This window comes from Niallia sp. WK069_GA_01, assembly GCF_983173855.1.
Genome location: NZ_OZ470138.1, coordinates 4,874,395 through 4,891,862, shown reverse-complemented (window position 1 = coordinate 4,891,862; position 17,468 = coordinate 4,874,395). Strand labels below are relative to the sequence as shown.

16 protein-coding genes are annotated in these 17,468 nt (G+C 35.0%); 9 read left to right on the top strand and 7 right to left on the bottom strand.

The genetic code is table 11. The features are described from left to right. Positions 1–18: 18 nt before the first annotated feature. On the bottom strand, positions 19–423 hold the full coding sequence (locus AC5LWL_RS22735) for a GNAT family N-acetyltransferase (RefSeq protein WP_493436414.1): 405 nt from the start codon (positions 421–423) through the stop codon (positions 19–21). A gap of 35 nt (positions 424–458) precedes the next feature. Then, on the bottom strand, positions 459–890 hold the full coding sequence (locus AC5LWL_RS22730; RefSeq protein WP_493436413.1) for an Lrp/AsnC family transcriptional regulator: 432 nt from the start codon (positions 888–890) through the stop codon (positions 459–461). A 118-nt stretch (positions 891–1,008) separates the two neighbouring features. Between AC5LWL_RS22730 and AC5LWL_RS22725 the strand changes: the two genes are divergently transcribed. Both AC5LWL_RS22725 and AC5LWL_RS22720 read left to right on the top strand, forming a co-directional pair. After that, complete coding sequence (locus AC5LWL_RS22725) at positions 1,009–1,767, top strand: MBL fold metallo-hydrolase (RefSeq protein ID WP_493436695.1); 759 nt, start codon at positions 1,009–1,011, stop codon at positions 1,765–1,767. A 229-nt stretch (positions 1,768–1,996) separates the two neighbouring features. Next, a complete protein-coding gene (locus AC5LWL_RS22720; RefSeq protein ID WP_493436412.1) occupies positions 1,997–2,332 on the top strand; it encodes a zinc ribbon domain-containing protein YjdM in 336 nt (111 codons plus the stop codon). Positions 2,333–2,598: 266 nt separating this feature from the next. Here AC5LWL_RS22720 and AC5LWL_RS22715 read toward each other — a convergent pair whose 3' ends face one another. Beyond that, positions 2,599–3,201, bottom strand: a complete 603-nt coding sequence (locus tag AC5LWL_RS22715; RefSeq protein ID WP_493436694.1) for a DNA-3-methyladenine glycosylase — start codon at positions 3,199–3,201, stop codon at positions 2,599–2,601. A 277-nt stretch (positions 3,202–3,478) separates the two neighbouring features. Here AC5LWL_RS22715 and AC5LWL_RS22710 point away from each other — a divergent pair, with 277 nt between their 5' ends. From AC5LWL_RS22710 to AC5LWL_RS22690, 5 genes are all read left to right on the top strand, one after another. Further along, positions 3,479–3,904 (top strand): DMT family transporter, encoded by a 426-nt coding sequence (locus AC5LWL_RS22710; RefSeq protein WP_493436411.1) that lies wholly within the window; start codon positions 3,479–3,481, stop codon positions 3,902–3,904. Positions 3,905–4,108: 204 nt separating this feature from the next. Continuing rightward, positions 4,109–4,807 carry a Crp/Fnr family transcriptional regulator gene (locus AC5LWL_RS22705; protein WP_493436410.1) on the top strand — a complete coding sequence of 233 codons (699 nt, stop codon included), beginning with the start codon at positions 4,109–4,111 and terminating at the stop codon, positions 4,805–4,807. A gap of 34 nt (positions 4,808–4,841) precedes the next feature. Then, positions 4,842–5,297: a DMT family transporter gene (locus AC5LWL_RS22700; RefSeq protein WP_493436409.1), complete on the top strand. Its 456-nt coding sequence runs from the start codon at positions 4,842–4,844 to the stop codon at positions 5,295–5,297. Between the two features lie 1,449 nt (positions 5,298–6,746). Further along, the gene (locus AC5LWL_RS22695) at positions 6,747–8,153 is read left to right on the top strand and encodes a glycoside hydrolase family 68 protein (protein ID WP_493436693.1); all 1,407 of its coding nucleotides are present in this window, start codon (positions 6,747–6,749) and stop codon (positions 8,151–8,153) included. A gap of 100 nt (positions 8,154–8,253) precedes the next feature. Next, a complete protein-coding gene (locus AC5LWL_RS22690) occupies positions 8,254–8,523 on the top strand; it encodes a glycoside hydrolase family 68 protein (RefSeq protein WP_493436408.1) in 270 nt (89 codons plus the stop codon). Between the two features lie 271 nt (positions 8,524–8,794). Here AC5LWL_RS22690 and AC5LWL_RS22685 read toward each other — a convergent pair whose 3' ends face one another. Next, the gene (locus AC5LWL_RS22685; protein WP_493436407.1) at positions 8,795–10,216 is read right to left on the bottom strand and encodes an amino acid permease; all 1,422 of its coding nucleotides are present in this window, start codon (positions 10,214–10,216) and stop codon (positions 8,795–8,797) included. Between the two features lie 684 nt (positions 10,217–10,900). On the opposite strand from AC5LWL_RS22685, the gene AC5LWL_RS22680 reads away from it, so the two are divergent. Together AC5LWL_RS22680 and mmuM are read left to right on the top strand one after the other, a co-directional pair. Beyond that, on the top strand, positions 10,901–11,509 hold the full coding sequence (locus AC5LWL_RS22680; RefSeq protein ID WP_493436406.1) for a GntR family transcriptional regulator: 609 nt from the start codon (positions 10,901–10,903) through the stop codon (positions 11,507–11,509). Between the two features lie 37 nt (positions 11,510–11,546). Continuing rightward, positions 11,547–12,524 carry a homocysteine S-methyltransferase gene (mmuM, locus tag AC5LWL_RS22675; protein ID WP_493436405.1) on the top strand — a complete coding sequence of 326 codons (978 nt, stop codon included), beginning with the start codon at positions 11,547–11,549 and terminating at the stop codon, positions 12,522–12,524. A gap of 292 nt (positions 12,525–12,816) precedes the next feature. Here the strand turns inward: mmuM and AC5LWL_RS22670 are convergent, their stop codons facing one another. The 3 genes from AC5LWL_RS22670 to AC5LWL_RS22660 form a co-directional block, all read right to left on the bottom strand. Then, complete coding sequence (locus tag AC5LWL_RS22670; protein WP_493436404.1) at positions 12,817–13,449, bottom strand: cupin domain-containing protein; 633 nt, start codon at positions 13,447–13,449, stop codon at positions 12,817–12,819. Positions 13,450–13,762: 313 nt separating this feature from the next. Beyond that, a complete protein-coding gene (gene cysI, locus AC5LWL_RS22665) occupies positions 13,763–15,481 on the bottom strand; it encodes an assimilatory sulfite reductase (NADPH) hemoprotein subunit (RefSeq protein WP_493436403.1) in 1,719 nt (572 codons plus the stop codon). A gap of 27 nt (positions 15,482–15,508) precedes the next feature. Further along, positions 15,509–17,317 (bottom strand): assimilatory sulfite reductase (NADPH) flavoprotein subunit, encoded by a 1,809-nt coding sequence (locus AC5LWL_RS22660; protein ID WP_493436402.1) that lies wholly within the window; start codon positions 17,315–17,317, stop codon positions 15,509–15,511. Positions 17,318–17,468: the final 151 nt, after the last annotated feature.

The following is a 17,468-nucleotide window of genomic DNA, read 5'->3' as shown; positions in this document are numbered from 1 at the left end:
CAGAATCGAAAAGCTATTTTATAACAAAACTTCCATAATCACATAGCAAACCCCATCTTTTTCAAACACTTGATTTGTTTCTGTTAAACCGAATTTGTGATAGAAGCCCATCTTGTTTTGACGTGCATTGCACCAAAGTTTTTTAATTCCCATTTGTGCTGCTTCTGTAATAACATATTCCAGCAATTTGCTGCCATTCCCTTTTCTTTGCTCTTCTTTTAGAGTGGCAAACTTTCTAAATTGAGCTTCGTCTTGCTCTATTTCGAGGGAAATAATTGATAGTAGTTTTTCTCCTTGAAACAAGCCATAATGAATACTTGTCTCGTCATTTGGCAATTTAATATAGTCAATGGGTTTATCTGGCCACATAACTTTATGTCGTATTTCCCATGTTTGTTCTTTGTAAATGCATTGAATATGCAAATTAACAACCTCCAACATGTAATGGTGAGCTGACCTTAGTATATATCTTTTTTCGTGGTTTCCTTAATAACAATCGACAATTGGTAATTAACATATTTATTTAATTTCATTAAAAATAAGTCGAGTTCATCTGTGGATGGAAATCTACATTCGAGAAGGTAACAGCTTTCTCCACTTATTTTATAATTATGTATTATATATTCTTTCTGCGCTTCTAAAAAGGATAAATAGGGATGATGGTCAATGCCTTTTATAAAAATATTAATGAAGGAATGGACAGGATAACCTAATTTTTGATGATTTAATTGAATCGTATAACCATTTATTACACCTGCTTCCTCTAATTTAACTACTCTGGACGCTGCAGCTTGGCCTGTTAAATGAACTTTCTCGCCTAGTTCTTTCATAGTGATGCGGCCATTCTTTTGTAATGCTTCAACGATTTTTTTGTCGGTATGATCAAGCATTCTAACAACCTCTTTCAGTAATCAAGTATTCTGCCATAAACACTTGATTTTCATTATGTACAGTGCGTTTGTTTCCATATTATCCTATATTAGAAGCAAACGAAAGGAGTAATGAGTGGTGAATATCCAGCAAATACGTCATGCAACCATTCTATTAAATTATGGAGGAAAGAGGTTTTTAATTGATCCCTTTCTAGCAAAAAAAGGGACATATCCACCTTTTCGAAATACTCAGAATCAAAATAAATTTAATCCAACAGTAGATTTGTCTATTTCAATAGAAGAACTAATAAATGTGGATGTCGTCCTTGTTACCCACTTGCATTTAGACCATTTCGATTCTGTTGCTATCGAGGCATTGCCTAAAGATATAAGTATCTTTGCACAGTCAGAAAAAAATGCACAAACAATAAAAAAAGAAGGTTTTCAAAATGTAGAATCTTTGACGGCTGTTTCGACAGTTGGAGATATTCGATTAATAAGAACTGGTGGTAAGCATGGGACGGGGATCATTAGAAAATTAATGGGCGATGTTTCAGGAGTTGTTTTTCAGCATCCAGATGAAAAAACGCTATATATCGCAGGAGATACGATATGGTGCAGTGATGTTCAACATACCATTTCCAATTATCATCCGGAGGTAATTATTGTAAATGGAGGAGCGGCACAATTTCTTCAAGGGGATCCTATTACCATGACAAAAGAGGATATATACGAAACATATAAAGAAGCACCAGAAGCAACAATACTTGTTTCCCATATGGAAGCAGTTAATCATTGCTTATTAACAAGAAAAGAATTGAAACAATATATAAATGAAAAAGATCTTTCCAAGACAATCTTAGTACCAGATGATGGGGAAGCAATTTCCTTTTAAATAGATGATTGGTAATTGAAGAAGAGAATCCACGAGACTTCACTTTTGTAAAATAGGCAGAAACAAACCTAGAAGGAGGCATGAGGGGATTTACGGAAAAATCGCACTCCATTCAATGTTTGACATATTTATGTTTTTTTAAATTAGCAATGTTTTATTACGTACTTTTAAGATAAAATAAGAACCTGAATAATTTATATATAAAAAAATAGTAGGTGGAGGAAAAAGAATGCTTGAAATGCCAAATTGTCCTAAATGTAATTCTGAATATACGTATGAAGATGGAAGTCTGTTTGTTTGTCCGGAGTGTGCTCATGAGTGGACACTTGAATCAGAAGCGAGCGAGGAAACAGCACAGATTAAAGACGCAAATGGAAATGTGTTAAATGATGGTGACTCTATTACCATTATTAAAGATTTAAAAGTTAAAGGAAGCTCCTCTGTATTAAAAATTGGAACAAAAGTAAAAAGTATCCGTTTGGTAGACGGAGATCATGATATCGAATGTAAAATCGATGGCTTTGGAGCAATGAAATTAAAGTCTGAATTTGTGAAGAAAATATAATCGAAAACTCTCTTTTTAGATGTGAGAATCTAGAAGAGAGTTTTTATCTTTTCATACTTGAAAGTTAAAAGAACCGTTACGAACTATAGGCAGGATATTTTTATCAGGAGGGACAGGATGAATGTCATTAACTTAAGATTCCGTCAATTATAATATATTGAAAAAATAACCCATACTTCCGCTTTTTGTTTATTTTTCATTATATTGAAGTTTGGTTAGGTGATATTGGGGGCAGAGTCAGTCTATGCATCATTTCTTAGTAGAGTTTAATTCCAACAATCTAACAAACAATCCCTCTTTCTTATACCCGATACATAAGGATTTCCTTTTACATAATAACGCAATGGTTCTAGTGTCCAATCTTCCTTGTTTGGTATGCCGATGCGGGGTGTTGTTATAATCTCTTTTGGCACTTTACTTTTGGCTTCATCAATAAATAAATCTCTCTCATTTAAGGTGATACCGTCTAAAGTTTTTGTTATTTCCATTGCCTTTGTTAATTTTCCTGGACCATTGCTTACCAAAACCCCATAGTTATTCCTGTTTACTTCCATCTGTGTTATGCCTGCGATTGGTTCTATTGCTCGAATAAGGACAGCTTGTGGATCACCGATTTCTTTGGTCACGATGTTTAGCATGTGGTGTGTATGCATTGTGTAAATATAAACAGTTCCTCCTTTTTTATACATAGATTCAAGTCTTGGTGTACGTTTCCCCGCAAAGCTATGACAAGCCATATCCATCTCTCCAATGTATGCTTCTGTTTCAACAATATAGCCGCTGTATAAACAAGAGTCTGTTTTATGAATTAGTAATTTGCCTAAAAGCCGCTTGGCAATTTCTTCTGTCGGAAGGTTTATGTAATCGATCATTTAAAGTTCTCTCCATTTCCTGTAAAATTAATTAATCCATTTGATTTAGAGAGAATTAGTTTTTCATTTAACTTGATTGTACTACTTTCTACATATGTATGAACAGTTTAATAGAAGCAAGAAGAATTTCCAAATGAAAAAGAAAGATTTAGGGACATATGTCCTTTCTAATTGAAAAGATTTATTATTTAATAATAGTATCGTAATTCAAAAACATGGTAATGTGGAAAATCTTCTTTCTTGCAAAAAGAAATTTATGTTGGAGTGTGCAAAAATGAAAGGTATTATATTTGCGTTTTTAGGTGGAGCTTTTATCACTATACAAGGTGTTGCTAATACAAGAATTAGCCAGAGTATTGGTACATGGCAGGCTGCAACGCTTACCCAGTTAACAGGATTTCTTGCTGCTTTGCTTATTCTTTTGTTTGTTCGGGATGGAAAATGGCAAGGATTTAAGCAGGTAAACCCACTTTATTTAACTAGCGGGGCTTTGGCAGCAATCATTATTTATAGTAATGTTCTGGCGATTCAACAGATAGGTGTTACCATTACGATAGCTGTTGTCTTAATCGCTCAGCTAAGTATTACATTTATTATTGATAGCTACGGATGGTTTGGTGTGCAAAAACGGAAGATGAGAGTACCACATTTTGTAGGAGTGGCCATGATGATTATTGGTATTGTCATTTTAAGTATTTAATAGTGCGTGTTCAAAAAGTGCCGAATTAGAAGCGAGAAGATCGAGACGGTGAAATTTTGAGTAGCACAACGTATGGTATGGATACGTGAGCAACGGAAAAATGAACCAACGAAGAGATTCGACGCGTATCATTTGGTGTCTTTTTGAACAACCTCTAATAGAAAAGGATTTTCAAGAAAGGAAAAGAATAGAGGTGGAAACAAAGTGGGAGAATTAAAAGATAGGGAGCAAATTCAATCTCATTTACGAAAACATCGAATAGATGCTATATTTAACGACGAATTAATGGCATTTGCAAATTTGTACCTCTTCAATGAAGGCGATTTCATTTGTTCGCAGGGGGATCCATCTGAATACTTGTATATCCTTGTTAAGGGGAAAATAAAAATTTATATGACCTCTGCAGAAGGAAAAACATTAATTCTATCTTTTAAAACACCTCTTGAAATAATTGGGGATATCGAATATATAAGGGATATAGATATTATCAATAATGTTCAGGCTGTATCTGCAGTGGAGATGATTGGCATTCCATACCGTATGTTGCAGCAATATGGAAGTAGTTATGCCCCTTTGCTAAATTTTATGCTGGATATTATTACACGAAAATTTCATGTGAAATCCAATTCTTTAAGCTTTAATTTGCTGTATCCAGTGGAAGTAAGATTGGCAAGCTACTTACTATCCGTCTCTTTTGATGAAACGGATTCATTATTTACTGATGAAGCAAGCGAAATCAATGTGAAGGACACAGCCAATTTTATTGGAACAAGCTATCGACACCTGAACAGGATTATTCAAAAGTTTGTTGCAGAAGACTTAATTGGACGCAGCAAAGGCACTATTTTTATTAAAAGTAGAGAAGGTTTAAGAAAAGTGGCTAGTAGAAGTATTTATGAATAAGAAGCAAATTTGAAAAAAGTAGGAGTGTAAAAGAATGCTAGTAGGAATAGTCATGTCTCTTCTTGCCGGGGTACTTGTAGGATTGCAGAATATTTTCAACAGCAAGGTGAATGAACGAGCTGGATCGTGGTCAACCACAACATTGGTTTTAGGTATGGGGTTTTTGGCTTCATTAACAATTGGAATCATAGTAGAAGGAAAAGGCTTATTTTCCTTGCAAAATATGCAGCCATGGTTTTGGTTCAGTGGTTTGATTGGTGTTGGAGTGGTGACTTGTATTGTTCAAGGAATGAAGCACTTAAGACCAACCTATGCTATCTCCATCATTTTAATTTCCCAGCTTGGTTTTGCGATGCTGCTTGACACACTAGGCTGGTTGGGATTAGCAAAAGTTCCTTTTACTTGGAAGCAGCTGGTTGGTGTGCTGGTCATTGCGGGAGGTATTTTTGTTTTTAAGCTTGGTGGGGAAAAGGAGAAGCAGGAATCTTAATACATAAAAAATAGGAAAACGGTAAGAATTATTTTGGTGAATTTCCTATTTTTAAGTTTTCTGTAAAAAACTCAAAAAGAATGTATTATCTAATAAATAAGTAGATACAGTGTCTTTAGACAAATTTATATGATGTATTCTTTACTTTTAATAAAAAAAATAAATCTTAGGAACTAGTTATTTATGAGTATAATATTATTTTGCATAGCGCAATCAATTGATTGCTCTATGCAAATGTATAAGTAATAGTAAGCTCATTCAAGTAAAAAAGTAGTATATTTCCAGTAAATTACTAACTATAGATTTAAACATATCATAGGAGTGCTAAAGACCCAATAATAATATTTACGAGATTAGATTCACAATGGTTTCACCAAAAGGGGGTAATTTAACAAAATATAAACCTAGTTTATTTTGTAAATTTAAGGTATAGTGGTCTGTGTATAAAAAATAAGGAGGAGAAAAATGAAAAATTGGTTTAAAATCGCTTGTGCGATAGTTTTAAGTTTCTTTATATTTGGAAATATGCATCAATATGCTCAAGCAAGTAACACAACAAAAAGCACAACATATTATGTCGCTAAAACGGCAAATTTTTATGATGGTACTTCAAGTAAAAAAAAGCAAATTAGCGTAATAGATATTAATACAAAATTGACGACAAAAACGTCTAAATATAACAAAATGTATGAAGTAACATACAAAGGAAAAAAAGGCTATGTATATGCAAGTCGCCTTTCTACAAAACAAACAAAAGTAACAAGATATATTAAAGAAAAATCAAATGTATATGATAGTAGCAAAAAGAAAAAACTGGTAAGTGTGGATATTAATACAAAATTAACTACAACAAGTCCACTATCAGATAAAATGGTAGAAGTAACATACAATGGGAAAAAGGGCTATGTGTATACAAGCCGTCTTTCTAGTAAACAAACAAAGATTACAAGATATATTAAGGAAAAATCAAATCTATACGATTTTACAAAAAAGAGAAAAATTGCAAGCGTTGATATCAATACAAAATTGACAACAACAAGTCCACTATCAGATAAAATGGTAGAAGTAACATACAATGGGAAAAAGGGCTATGTGTATACGAGCCGTCTTTCTAGCAATCCAACGGAAGTAACGCGATATATAACAACAAAATCCAATCTTTATGATTCTAGTAAAAAGAAAAAAATAGCAAGCTTAGATATCAATACGAAATTAACAACAACAAGTCCATTATCAGATAAAATGGTAGAAGTAACGTATAAGGGTAAAAAAGGGTTTGTGTATACAAGCCGTCTTGCAACAGAAGGTAAGGAATATACAATATATGCCGCAAAATTCAACTCATCGAAGGAACCGGTTTTTGTTCCTGTATATGATGAAGGAAATAATATTCTTACTGAAGTACCTACTAATACAAAATTTATAACTACAAGCGCAGTGTCAGAAACGATGTATGAGGTTCTTTATAATGATAAAAAAGGCTTTGTTCATGCAACAGATACAGTTACAAAACCATATTCTTTTACTGAGGATTATGGAATTTTCCATATTACACAAGCCCAAATGGAACAATTACCAAAACAGCAAAATAGCAGTCAATTTAAAGTGCCAGTATTTGATCAAAATGCAATAAGAAATATTTCTTCTGCAAAAGGCGAAGATAAGTTCAACAATTTGATTGATTTAGATGTTTGGGATACATGGCCATTACAAGATGCAAATGGGCAAGTAGCAACATATAAAGGCTATAATATTGTTTTCGGTTTAGCAGGGGATCCAAATGACGCAGATGATACGAAAGTCTATATGTTCTATCAAAAAGTTGGCGAAAAATCTATTGATAGTTGGAAGCTAGCTGGAAGAGTATTTAAAGATAGTGATAAGTTTACGGCAAATGATCCGATTTTAAAACAAGAAACACAAGAATGGTCAGGATCTGCTATGTTAATAGATGGTGAAATTCGTTTATTCTATACAAGCTTTTCTAATCATTACAGTAAACAAACGTTAGCTACGGCTCAAGTAAATGTGTCAGAAGCTGATGATGAAGCGATTAAGATTGAAGGTGTAGAGGATCATAAGTCCATTTTTGATGGAGATGGTAAAATCTATCAAAATGTGCAGCAGTTTATTGATGAAGGTGCTTATGGTACGGGCGATAATCATACATTAAGAGACCCTCATTATATCGAGGATAATGGTCATAAATATCTAGTATTTGAAGCAAATACAGGAACAGAGATTGGTTATCATGGAGATAAGTCCCTTTATAATAAGGCTTATTATGGTGGCGATGATAACTACTATTTAGAAACGCAAACAAAGCTATTTAACAATGGTAAAAAACAACTGGCTTCTTTAGCTAATGGTGTACTTGGTATTATCGAAATAAATGATGATTTCACACTGAAAAATGTATTGAATCCACTAATCACTTCTAATACAGTAACAGATGAAATCGAACGAGCAAACGTCTTTAAACTAGACGGAAAATGGTATTTATTCACAAGTTCTAGAGGGAATAAAATGGCTGTTGATGGAATTACTGGAGAGGATATCTATATGCTAGGATATGTTTCTGATTCATTAACAGGAGGATATAAACCATTAAATGACACTGGACTCGTACTTTATATGAATCTTCCGAAAAGTGATGTAACATTCACCTATGCACATTACGCTATCCCACAAAAACTGGGTAATGATGTCGTAGTAACAAGCTATATGACAAATCGAGGAGAACATTTAACAAGACGTACAACATTTGCTCCAAGCTTCTTAATCAATATTCAAGGATCAACGACTACAGTTAACCATGACAAGATACTTGAACAAGGGCAAATAACATATCCGTAATAATAAAGAAGTTACTAATGTTGCTGATGATGAAGGGTGTTAGTAGTAAAGGGCAATTTCACATATTAGTTACAGTGTATCTAATATGTGGAATGCTTTTTTGTTTTATCAAGGTAATAATAGTTTGTTTGGCAAATATACTCCTTTGAATAAAAGTGGTCTTGTAATTGGCAATCCACATGGATATGACCATCAAGCATATGCATGGCTAGTCCTGCCGAATTATAATGTTATTGGATTTGCCGGAGATGTTTTAAATGAAAATGGACAAGTTGTGTATGCTCCTGCACAATCGCCATCTATTAAAATTAGTATTAATGGTTTAACGACAAAAGTTGAAAAAGAGTTAGGGGTTGCTCAAATCGAGTAAGCTGGTAACTATTTTTGAATTTGTCTTATTAGGAGATTCAGAGGATTAAAAGGATAAAATTAGCTGATTAATTTATTGCGAGAAGAGATTTGATTAATTAATCAGATGCTAGTTTCTGAGTCAAACCATTGTTTGGTCAAAATTAGCAATCTTAGAGCTGAAAGTTGAACAGTACAATAAATAAGCAACAACTGTATAAAAAAGCGAAACCTGCAATTATGTCTAAACCATTGCGGGTTTCGCTTAATTTGTTATATGCGCTTTTTTATATCTAGTACTCTTTTATATTCATTTGTTCTTTTAGACTGTTCTTTTTCTTAATCCTCTCTTTTGTATAATAAAAAATATAACAAAAGGCAACAAAGGGAATAGTGTAAAATAGTGCTATTTTTTGAGATGGATCAAATACAATTAATATACAAGATAGGAAGCATAAGATAAATGCTGCAATTGGGACAACGGGATAAAAAGGTGTCCTGAATTTTAGATCCTCCAGTTTATTTCCTTCTTTTAAATAAACTCGCCGAAACATAAATTGAGAAGCTGCAATACCCATCCACACGATTACTACTGCCAGTCCAGAAATAGACACTAATACTATATAGACAGTTTGAGCAGGAATGATACTTGAAATAAGAGATAAAATCCCACCAAGTATAGTTAATAGTAGGGCATTCATTGGAACGCCATTTTTATTTACTTTACGAAAGTGTTTGGAAATCATTTTTTCGTTGGAAAGGGACCAAAGCATACGAGTTGCTGCGTATAAACCAGAATTTGCACAAGACAGAATAGCAGTTAATACGACAAAATTCATAATTGCTGCAGCATATGGAATTCCAATACTGTTGAAAACCAATACAAATGGACTTTGGTCAACCCCTGCTTCTTTCCAGGGAATTAAAGCAGAGATAACCGTAATGCTTCCAATAAAAAAGATAATAAGCCGTATAAGTGTAGTGTGAATCGTTTTAGGTATCACTTTTTCCGGTTCAGTGGTTTCTCCAGAAGCAACGCCGATTAATTCAGTACCTGAAAAGGCAAAGTTAACGGCAAGCATCGTTAAAAACACTGTACTAAATCCATTAGGAAAAAGCCCGTCCGCTATTAAGTTGGAAAACAGAGGAGCTTCCTTTGTTCCTGCCATCGGAATAACTCCAAATATAGCTAATCCTCCAATAAGGATAAATACTATTATTGCAATCACTTTTATGCTGGAGAGCCAAAATTCGGTTTCTGCAAAAAAACGAACTGAAAATGCATTAATCACAAAAAGCAAAACGATAAAGATGGCACTCCAAATTGGTACAGCAATGGATGGAAAGAAGCTTTTCATAATTAAACCAGCAGCAGTAAATTCAGACCCTAGAGCTACTGTCCATGTTAGCCAATAAAGCCATGCCATCGTAAATCCTGTACCAGGACCAATAAATTTTGTTGCATATGTATGGAAGGAGCCGGTTACGGGCATCTTTACAGTCAATTCCCCTAAACAAAGCATAACTAGATAGACAATCACCGCTCCTAGCAAGTAAGCGAGTATGGTTCCTATTGGACCTGCTTGATTTATCGTGTAGCCAGAACTTAGAAAAAGTCCTGTTCCTATTACACCACCAAGAGAAATCATAAATAAATGTCTGCTTTTCATCGAACGATGCAGACGATTTTCCTTTGTCTTGTTTGAATCTTCCATGTAATTATTCTCCTTTATGTGCAGTGACATGAGTTACCTTAGAGTTCTAAAAATAAAATATTTTCTGATAATAAATAATGTAATAAAAAATATATTGCATATTGTATATTTATATTTTTAGCATAAGTTTAATTGCTGTGCAATATTATTTGTGGATATTTGGTTGAGAATAGGAATAAATCAAGGTAAAATGAAAAACATTAGTAGAATGAGAGATAGTATTTTAATTATACAATATGCAATTTTAAGAGAAAGTGAAGTAAGAAGAAAATATCTTCTATGAATTAGAATTTAAATCCTTATTAACAAGATTAGGAAGCTGGAATCGAAAGTCTGCATCTCCTCCAGAAAATATCCCGCTTACGATGAGTTCCGTATTTGCATTTGATAATATAGATACTTTAAACAAATTATATAGCGGTGAAGCGGAGGCTAGACTAATTCTGTTCTTTATATAAAACGATAATACCGCCTGTAACATCCCAATGTCTCAACAAAGTTGGCGACTTTATGGAGGATATTGTAATGGTCTTCGTTTCCTAATGTATAATGAAAATATAATTTAGCCGTTTTTTTGTCGAATCAACGTTTTTTATTTTTTGTCAATCTGGTAAAATTTCATGTCATTATGTTCTAGAGCAAGGAGGAACTATTATCAAAAAATATCAGTCATTAAAAGATCATGTGTATCATTATTTAGCCAATGAAATTCAAAAGGGTACACTGCTTCCTAATCATAAAATTAATGAAGTGGCACTAAGTAAAAAGTTAGAAGTAAGCAGAACTCCAGTTAGAGAAGCACTAATACAGCTTGCTTCAGAAAATTTATTAGAGTATTTGCCAAGACGTGGTTTTATTGTCAAAGAACTTGATATTAAAAAAAAGCTGGATGTTTTTAAAGTAGTTGGTGTATTGGATGCGCTGGCAGCAGTTACAGCGATGGCAAATATAACAGAAGAAGATATAGAAAAAATGGAAGATTATACAAAAATAATCGATCTTTCTATTCTGGAAAAAAATTATGAAGACTATCAAAAATATCAGAAGAAATTCCATCATGTTTATATGAATAAATGCAATAATATGGCTCTCACAGGCATGTTAGAGACATTAGAAAACAGTTTTGTGAGACAAGTTTATTTAAGTGATGATACAGAGAAGCTTTTTGCAGCATCTGTGCAAATGAATAAGGATCATAAAGAGATAATTCAATGCTTCAAAAGCAAAGAAACAGATAAGTTGGAGCAATTGATAAAAAAACATTGGGAAATTGAACATACAGATATGATTTGATAGATGCGGTTCATTTTAAGGCTAGAGGAGGGGGATTATGTCTAATCCTATTGAAAAAATTATAGAGCAATTTAACCTAGTTATTTTAGATGGTGCAATGGCGACAGAAATAGAAAAAAAAGGCGTAAATATAAAAAATTCATTATGGTCTGCTAAAGCTGTTATTGATAATCCGAATAGCATTAAACAAGTTCATGCTGACTATTTTGAAGCGGGAGCAGATATTGCTACAACCAATACATATCAGGCTAGTATTAAAGGATTTGTCCAAGAGGGATGGGCAAAAGAAGAAGCAGAAAATTTAATCAGAGCTACCGTTGCGTTAGCAAAAGAAGCTCGTGACGAGTTTTTGGAGAATAGAGTAGAGTTAGACAACTTAAATAACAAGGAAAGACCGTTTCCGCTTGTAGCTGGAAGCGTCGGACCATACGGAGCATATTTGGCAAATGGAGCAGAATACACAGGGAATTATCATTTAACAGAGGAAGAATGGAAGGAGTTTCATTTACCGCGCATGCAGCTGATGAAAGAGGCTGGAGTAGACTTATTTGCATTTGAGACGATTCCAAACTTTGAAGAAGGAAAAGTGCTGGCGGATTTGTTAGCAGCTCATTTTCCAAATGATTATGCCTGGCTGTCGTTCAGCGTTGCAGATCAAGGGCATATAAGCGATGGAACACCGCTAAAGGAAGCGGTAGCTTATTTTAATGCATACGCCAATATTTGCGGAATCGGGGTTAACTGTACAGCCGCTTCCCATATTTCGGCTATTATTCCTATTTTGAGAGAGGCAACTTCTAAACCAATTGTTATTTATCCAAATGCAGGTGGAACATATGATGCAGAAACGAAATCTTGGACTTCAGAACAAGAGGAAAATCATTATGGACAACAAGCAAAAAAATGGCATAATGATGGAGCAAAGTTAATTGGAGGGTGCTGCCAGACAAATCCGGGGCATATCAATCAGATTTTTAAATGGGCAAGAGGATTTGATACGAGGTGCAAAAGCTAGACATCATTTCAAAAAACGTATACTTTTTATCTTGTAAGAAGGAGCAGAGTTATTCATTCTGCTCTTTTTTTCATGAGGTAAGAAAGTATAAATTTTTTGAAATATGAAGTCTGTCTAGCTCCAGCGCCTAGCCCCTGTGAAAGATAACCTCCTGCCTCTAAAAGTAAAAAAAACACTTTTTGAGTCAGGAGAACATTTTTCTTCGGGGCTAAACAAGGCGCTTGCGCTTTTCTTATGAGAATGAAACACATCTAATTATGGTTTTCTGAAAAATAGGAACATCAGCTTTTTATCAAGATTGTGGCCAGTAAGGATAAGTAGCTATATTGACCGGGTTAATAGGTGGCGGCTGGTAGGTTTGCGTTTCTCTGTAAGGTGGCGAGGCCGCATGTTTATTTGTTTGCTCGCATCCAATTGGTGGACCTAGAATAACCGATTCGTTAAGAGGTGCAACTGCTTTTTCATAATAATCTTCTTGCACACAGTAGGCTCTATTTAAAACTTCTGTTGGTACGAATCGGAGAAAGTCTGATCCATAAACAATATCCGGAGTTGGCTGATCAAAGATGGTAAGCAAGTGAACATTCTGAGTTAAAGCGATAATCCAATGGAACCATCCTTTAGGAAATTGGGAGACTTGCCCTGGCTTTAATTTATAGGTCATTAATTTACGTGAATAGGGATTAAATACAGAGGCCATTACTTCTCCGCTAATAAGAAAAACGAGCTCTGTTACATTTGTATGCCAATGTGGCTGAACGATAATACCTTGACTCATATGGACATTAAAGAAGCTTGTTTGGACGGCTGGCAACTGACTTGCAAATAATTGGGTAATGTAATTATGAGCGTCCCGTTGATAATTAACAACTTTAGTAGAATCGCCAAAAAGTTGAAATGAAGGGGAGTATGGATCATAACTCATGTAATAGCCTCCTCATGATGTTGGTGATAGTAGGTGTAAAAGGGCTTGGAGTTTCGCTGGTCTATATGACAGAAGACAAGCACTTATGTGTTTGATGTATGTTTAGAATTTCTTCGTGTAAAAGATTTATGCTTCATACTTCCATTTAAATATATACATGAACGGAAAGAATTATGAATACAAGAAAGAGGTTATTTTTAGGATAAGAAAAGGTGGAGTTTCTATAGAAAAAAGAGCTATCTCGTAAGGAAATGAAATTCCATAGAGATAGCCCTTTTATAAGCAAGTATAAATTTTTTCACGCCTTGCTTATTTAATCATGAAAATTGGTACCGTCTGTTACTGCTTTAGCAATGCCTTGGCGTACAACAAAGTCACCAAAATGTTCATTATCAAGTCGTTCTTTAGCAAAGCGTGGAAGGAGAACACCTAATTCATCTAATATTTCTGTTTCCCCTACATTTTCTCGATATAATTTGCTTAGACGGCTGCCGTCAAATGCAGCACCGAGATACATATTGTATTTTCCAGGTCCTTTACCGATAAAGGCAATTTCACCAAGAGCATGACGTGCACAGCCATTTGGGCACCCTGTCATGCGAATCGTGATTTCTTCATCTCTCAAGCCATTTTCGTTTACAATGGTTTCAATTTTATCGATTAATGATGGCAAGTATCGTTCCGCTTCCGCCATTGCTAAACCGCATGTTGGAAGAGAAACGCATGCAATAGAACTGCGGCGAAGTGCTGAATAATGTTTGCCGTCTGTTAAACCATATTGATCAATCAGCTCGTTTACTTTTTTCTTTTTCTGGCTGGATACATTGGCTATGACTAAATTTTGATTACCAGTTAAGCGGAAGTCACCTTTATGAATTTTAGCAATTTCACGCAATCCTGTCTTCAATTTATAATCTTGAAAGTCAGCGATGCGTCCCCCTTCGACAAATAAGGTGAAATGCCATTTTCCATTGATGCCTTTTATCCAGCCATAACGGTCGGTGTTATGCTCAAAATGATAACCCCTTGCTTCTTCTAGTTTCCAGCCTAGTCGATTTTCTAATTCTTCTACTACATTTTCTAATCCTAGTCGGTCAACCGTATATTTAAAGCGGGCATTTTTACGAACAGATCGGTTACCATAATCACGCTGAATGGTAATAATCTTTTCTGCTAATTCAAGAATTTTATCAGGTGTACAGAACCCTATTACTTTTGCAAGCTGAGGATAGGTAGCTTTATCTCCATGAGTCATGCCCATGCCCCCGCCGATTGCAACATTAAATCCGATTAGTTTGTCCTCTTCTACAATGGCAATTAATCCTAAATCTTGTGAGAACACATCAATATCATTGGACGGAGGAACAGCAATTCCAATTTTAAATTTTCTTGGCAAATAAAGCGCACCATACATTGGTTCAACTTCTTCTTGATCTGGAATAGATGAGACCTTTTCTTCATCGAGCCATAGTTCATAATAAGCTCTTGTACGAGGTAATAAGTAGTCACTCAATTTTTTGGACCACTCAAACACTTCTGCGTGTATTTCAGATTGATATGGATTAGGATTGCACATAACGTTTCTGTTCACATCACCACATGCAGCTATTGTATCTAATAAAGTATGATGAATGCTTTGAATCGTTTTTTTCATATTCCATTTAAGAATTCCATGCATTTGGAATGCTTGGCGTGTAGTCAGTTTTAACGTATGATTACCGTATCTTTCTGCCAATTCATCCATTACAAGCCATTGTTCAGGTGTGGAGACGCCTCCGGGTGTGCGGACGCGCAGCATAAACTGATAGGCAGGCTCTAGCTTTTGTTTATGGCGTTCATTTCGTAAATCACGGTCATCTTGCAAATAGCTGCCGTGAAATTTCATTAAGCGATTATCATCTTCAGAAATACCTGAACTAATCGGTTCCAGCATGGACTCTTTTAACGTTCCGCGTAAATAATTGCTATCTTCTTTGATTCGTTCCACATCACTTGGTGAACCATCTGGTGCTGTTAATATAGGTTTAGCCATTTATAAAAAACTCCTTTCGAAAGAATATTAATAGACATCTCGCAAATAACGTTTTTCTTGCTGCAGAGCTGCCAGATATTCTTCTGCTTTTTCTCTGCTTGTATTCTTTTCTGTTTCAATAATATCAATTAATGTTTGATGAACATCATGTGCCATATGCTTTTCATCTCCACAAATATAGACAACGGCTCCTTCTTCCAGCCAGCCGAATAATTCTTTGCTATGTTCCAGCATACGATGCTGAACATAAACTTTTTCATTGCTGTCTCGAGAGAAAGCTACATCTAATTTTGTAAGTACACCTGTTTTTAATAAGTTTTGCCATTCTGTTTGGTAAAGGAAATCTGTTACAAAATGCTGATCTCCGAAGAATAACCAAGACTTACCGCTTATCCCAGCTTCCTCTCGTTCCTGCATGAAGGAGCGGAAAGGTGCTATACCTGTTCCAGGTCCAATCATAATAATAGGTGTTTCTGGTTTTTCAGGTAACTTAAAGTTTTGATTCTTCTGAATATAGATAGGCAGTTTATCTCCTGGATTCAGGCGTTCTGAGCAAAGAATAGAACATACTCCTTTTCTTTCTCTTCCATGCGACTCATAACGTAAAGCACCTATTGTTAAATGTACTTCATCTGGGTTGGCTGCATAACTGCTCGCAATGGAATATAGACGAGCAGGTATTTTTCTAAGAATACTGATAAATTTCTGTGCAGGCACTGCCCATGGTCCAAAGTCCTGACCTAAATCTAATAAATCCCGTCCTTTAATATATGCCTTTAATTCGTCTTCACTATCTGGATATAAAAGCTCCTGCAAATCTTCATTTGCTGTGAACTGTGCTGCCTGTTCAAGGAGCGGTTTCGTTAAAACGGTAATTTCAAAGTAAGAAGTCAGTGCTTCTTTCAGCGGAAGAACATCTCCTTTATTGTTAACCGTAACAATTTCTTCTGGATCCCATTTCATTTCGTTAAGAAGCATCTCTACAAGAATAGGATCATTGTTAGGATAGATGCCGACGCTGTCTCCTGGTTGGTATGTAAGTCCAGAACCTTCTAGCGACAATTCCAAATGAAGTGTTTCTTTATTGGACCCTTGTCCGTTTAAATTAATCACCTCTAGAATTTCTGCTTGAAATGGATTTGTGCGGGAATACACAGATTCAGTGGAAGCTGAGATAGGTGAAGAAGTAGTCAAAACTGTTTCACTTTTTGCTTCACTTAGTTGTAATAAAACACTTGAGATCCATTCTTCTGCTGGTTCATCATAATCGAGATCACAATCAACTCTAGGATGCAGCCTTATGCCGCCTAATTCTTCTAACCGCTGATCAAATTCTTTACCCGTTTGACAGAAGTACTCGTACGAACTATCGCCAAGAGCTAATACAGAGAAATGCAAATCATCCAATTTAGGGGCACGTCTTCCATAAAGAAACTCATGGAAAGAAAGGGCATTATCTGGCGGCTCTCCTTCTCCGTGTGTACTTACAATGACGAGTAGATTTTTCACCTTTTTTAAATGATTTGGTTTGAAATCATTCATGGAAGAAACGGTAACATTAAAGCCTTGAGCTTCTAATTGCTTTCCTTTACTTTCAGCTAGACTTTCTGCATTGCCGGTTTGTGATCCGTAAATGATTGTAACCTCCTTAGAAACGGAGGGTTGAACGCTTCCGATTGGCTGTTTCCCAACCTGATCTAATGAATCAGAAGTTTGAGTTGCTAGTAAGTAACCACTTAACCATATTTTTTGTGTCTCAGTTAAATTTGGTAATAGCTGGTTAAGAAGATCTGTTTGTTCTTGACTAAATGGACTATTTGTTACTTGAAGCTGCAATATGATCACCTCACAAAGAAATATAAGCATTTATCAACCTGATGAAAGGAAGTAATGCATGTTGATAGAAAACCGGTTTTACGTTGGGAATTTTGTTTTTTTATTAATCCAATCTGACAAATCGGAATTAGGAACAAAAAATTTTTCATTT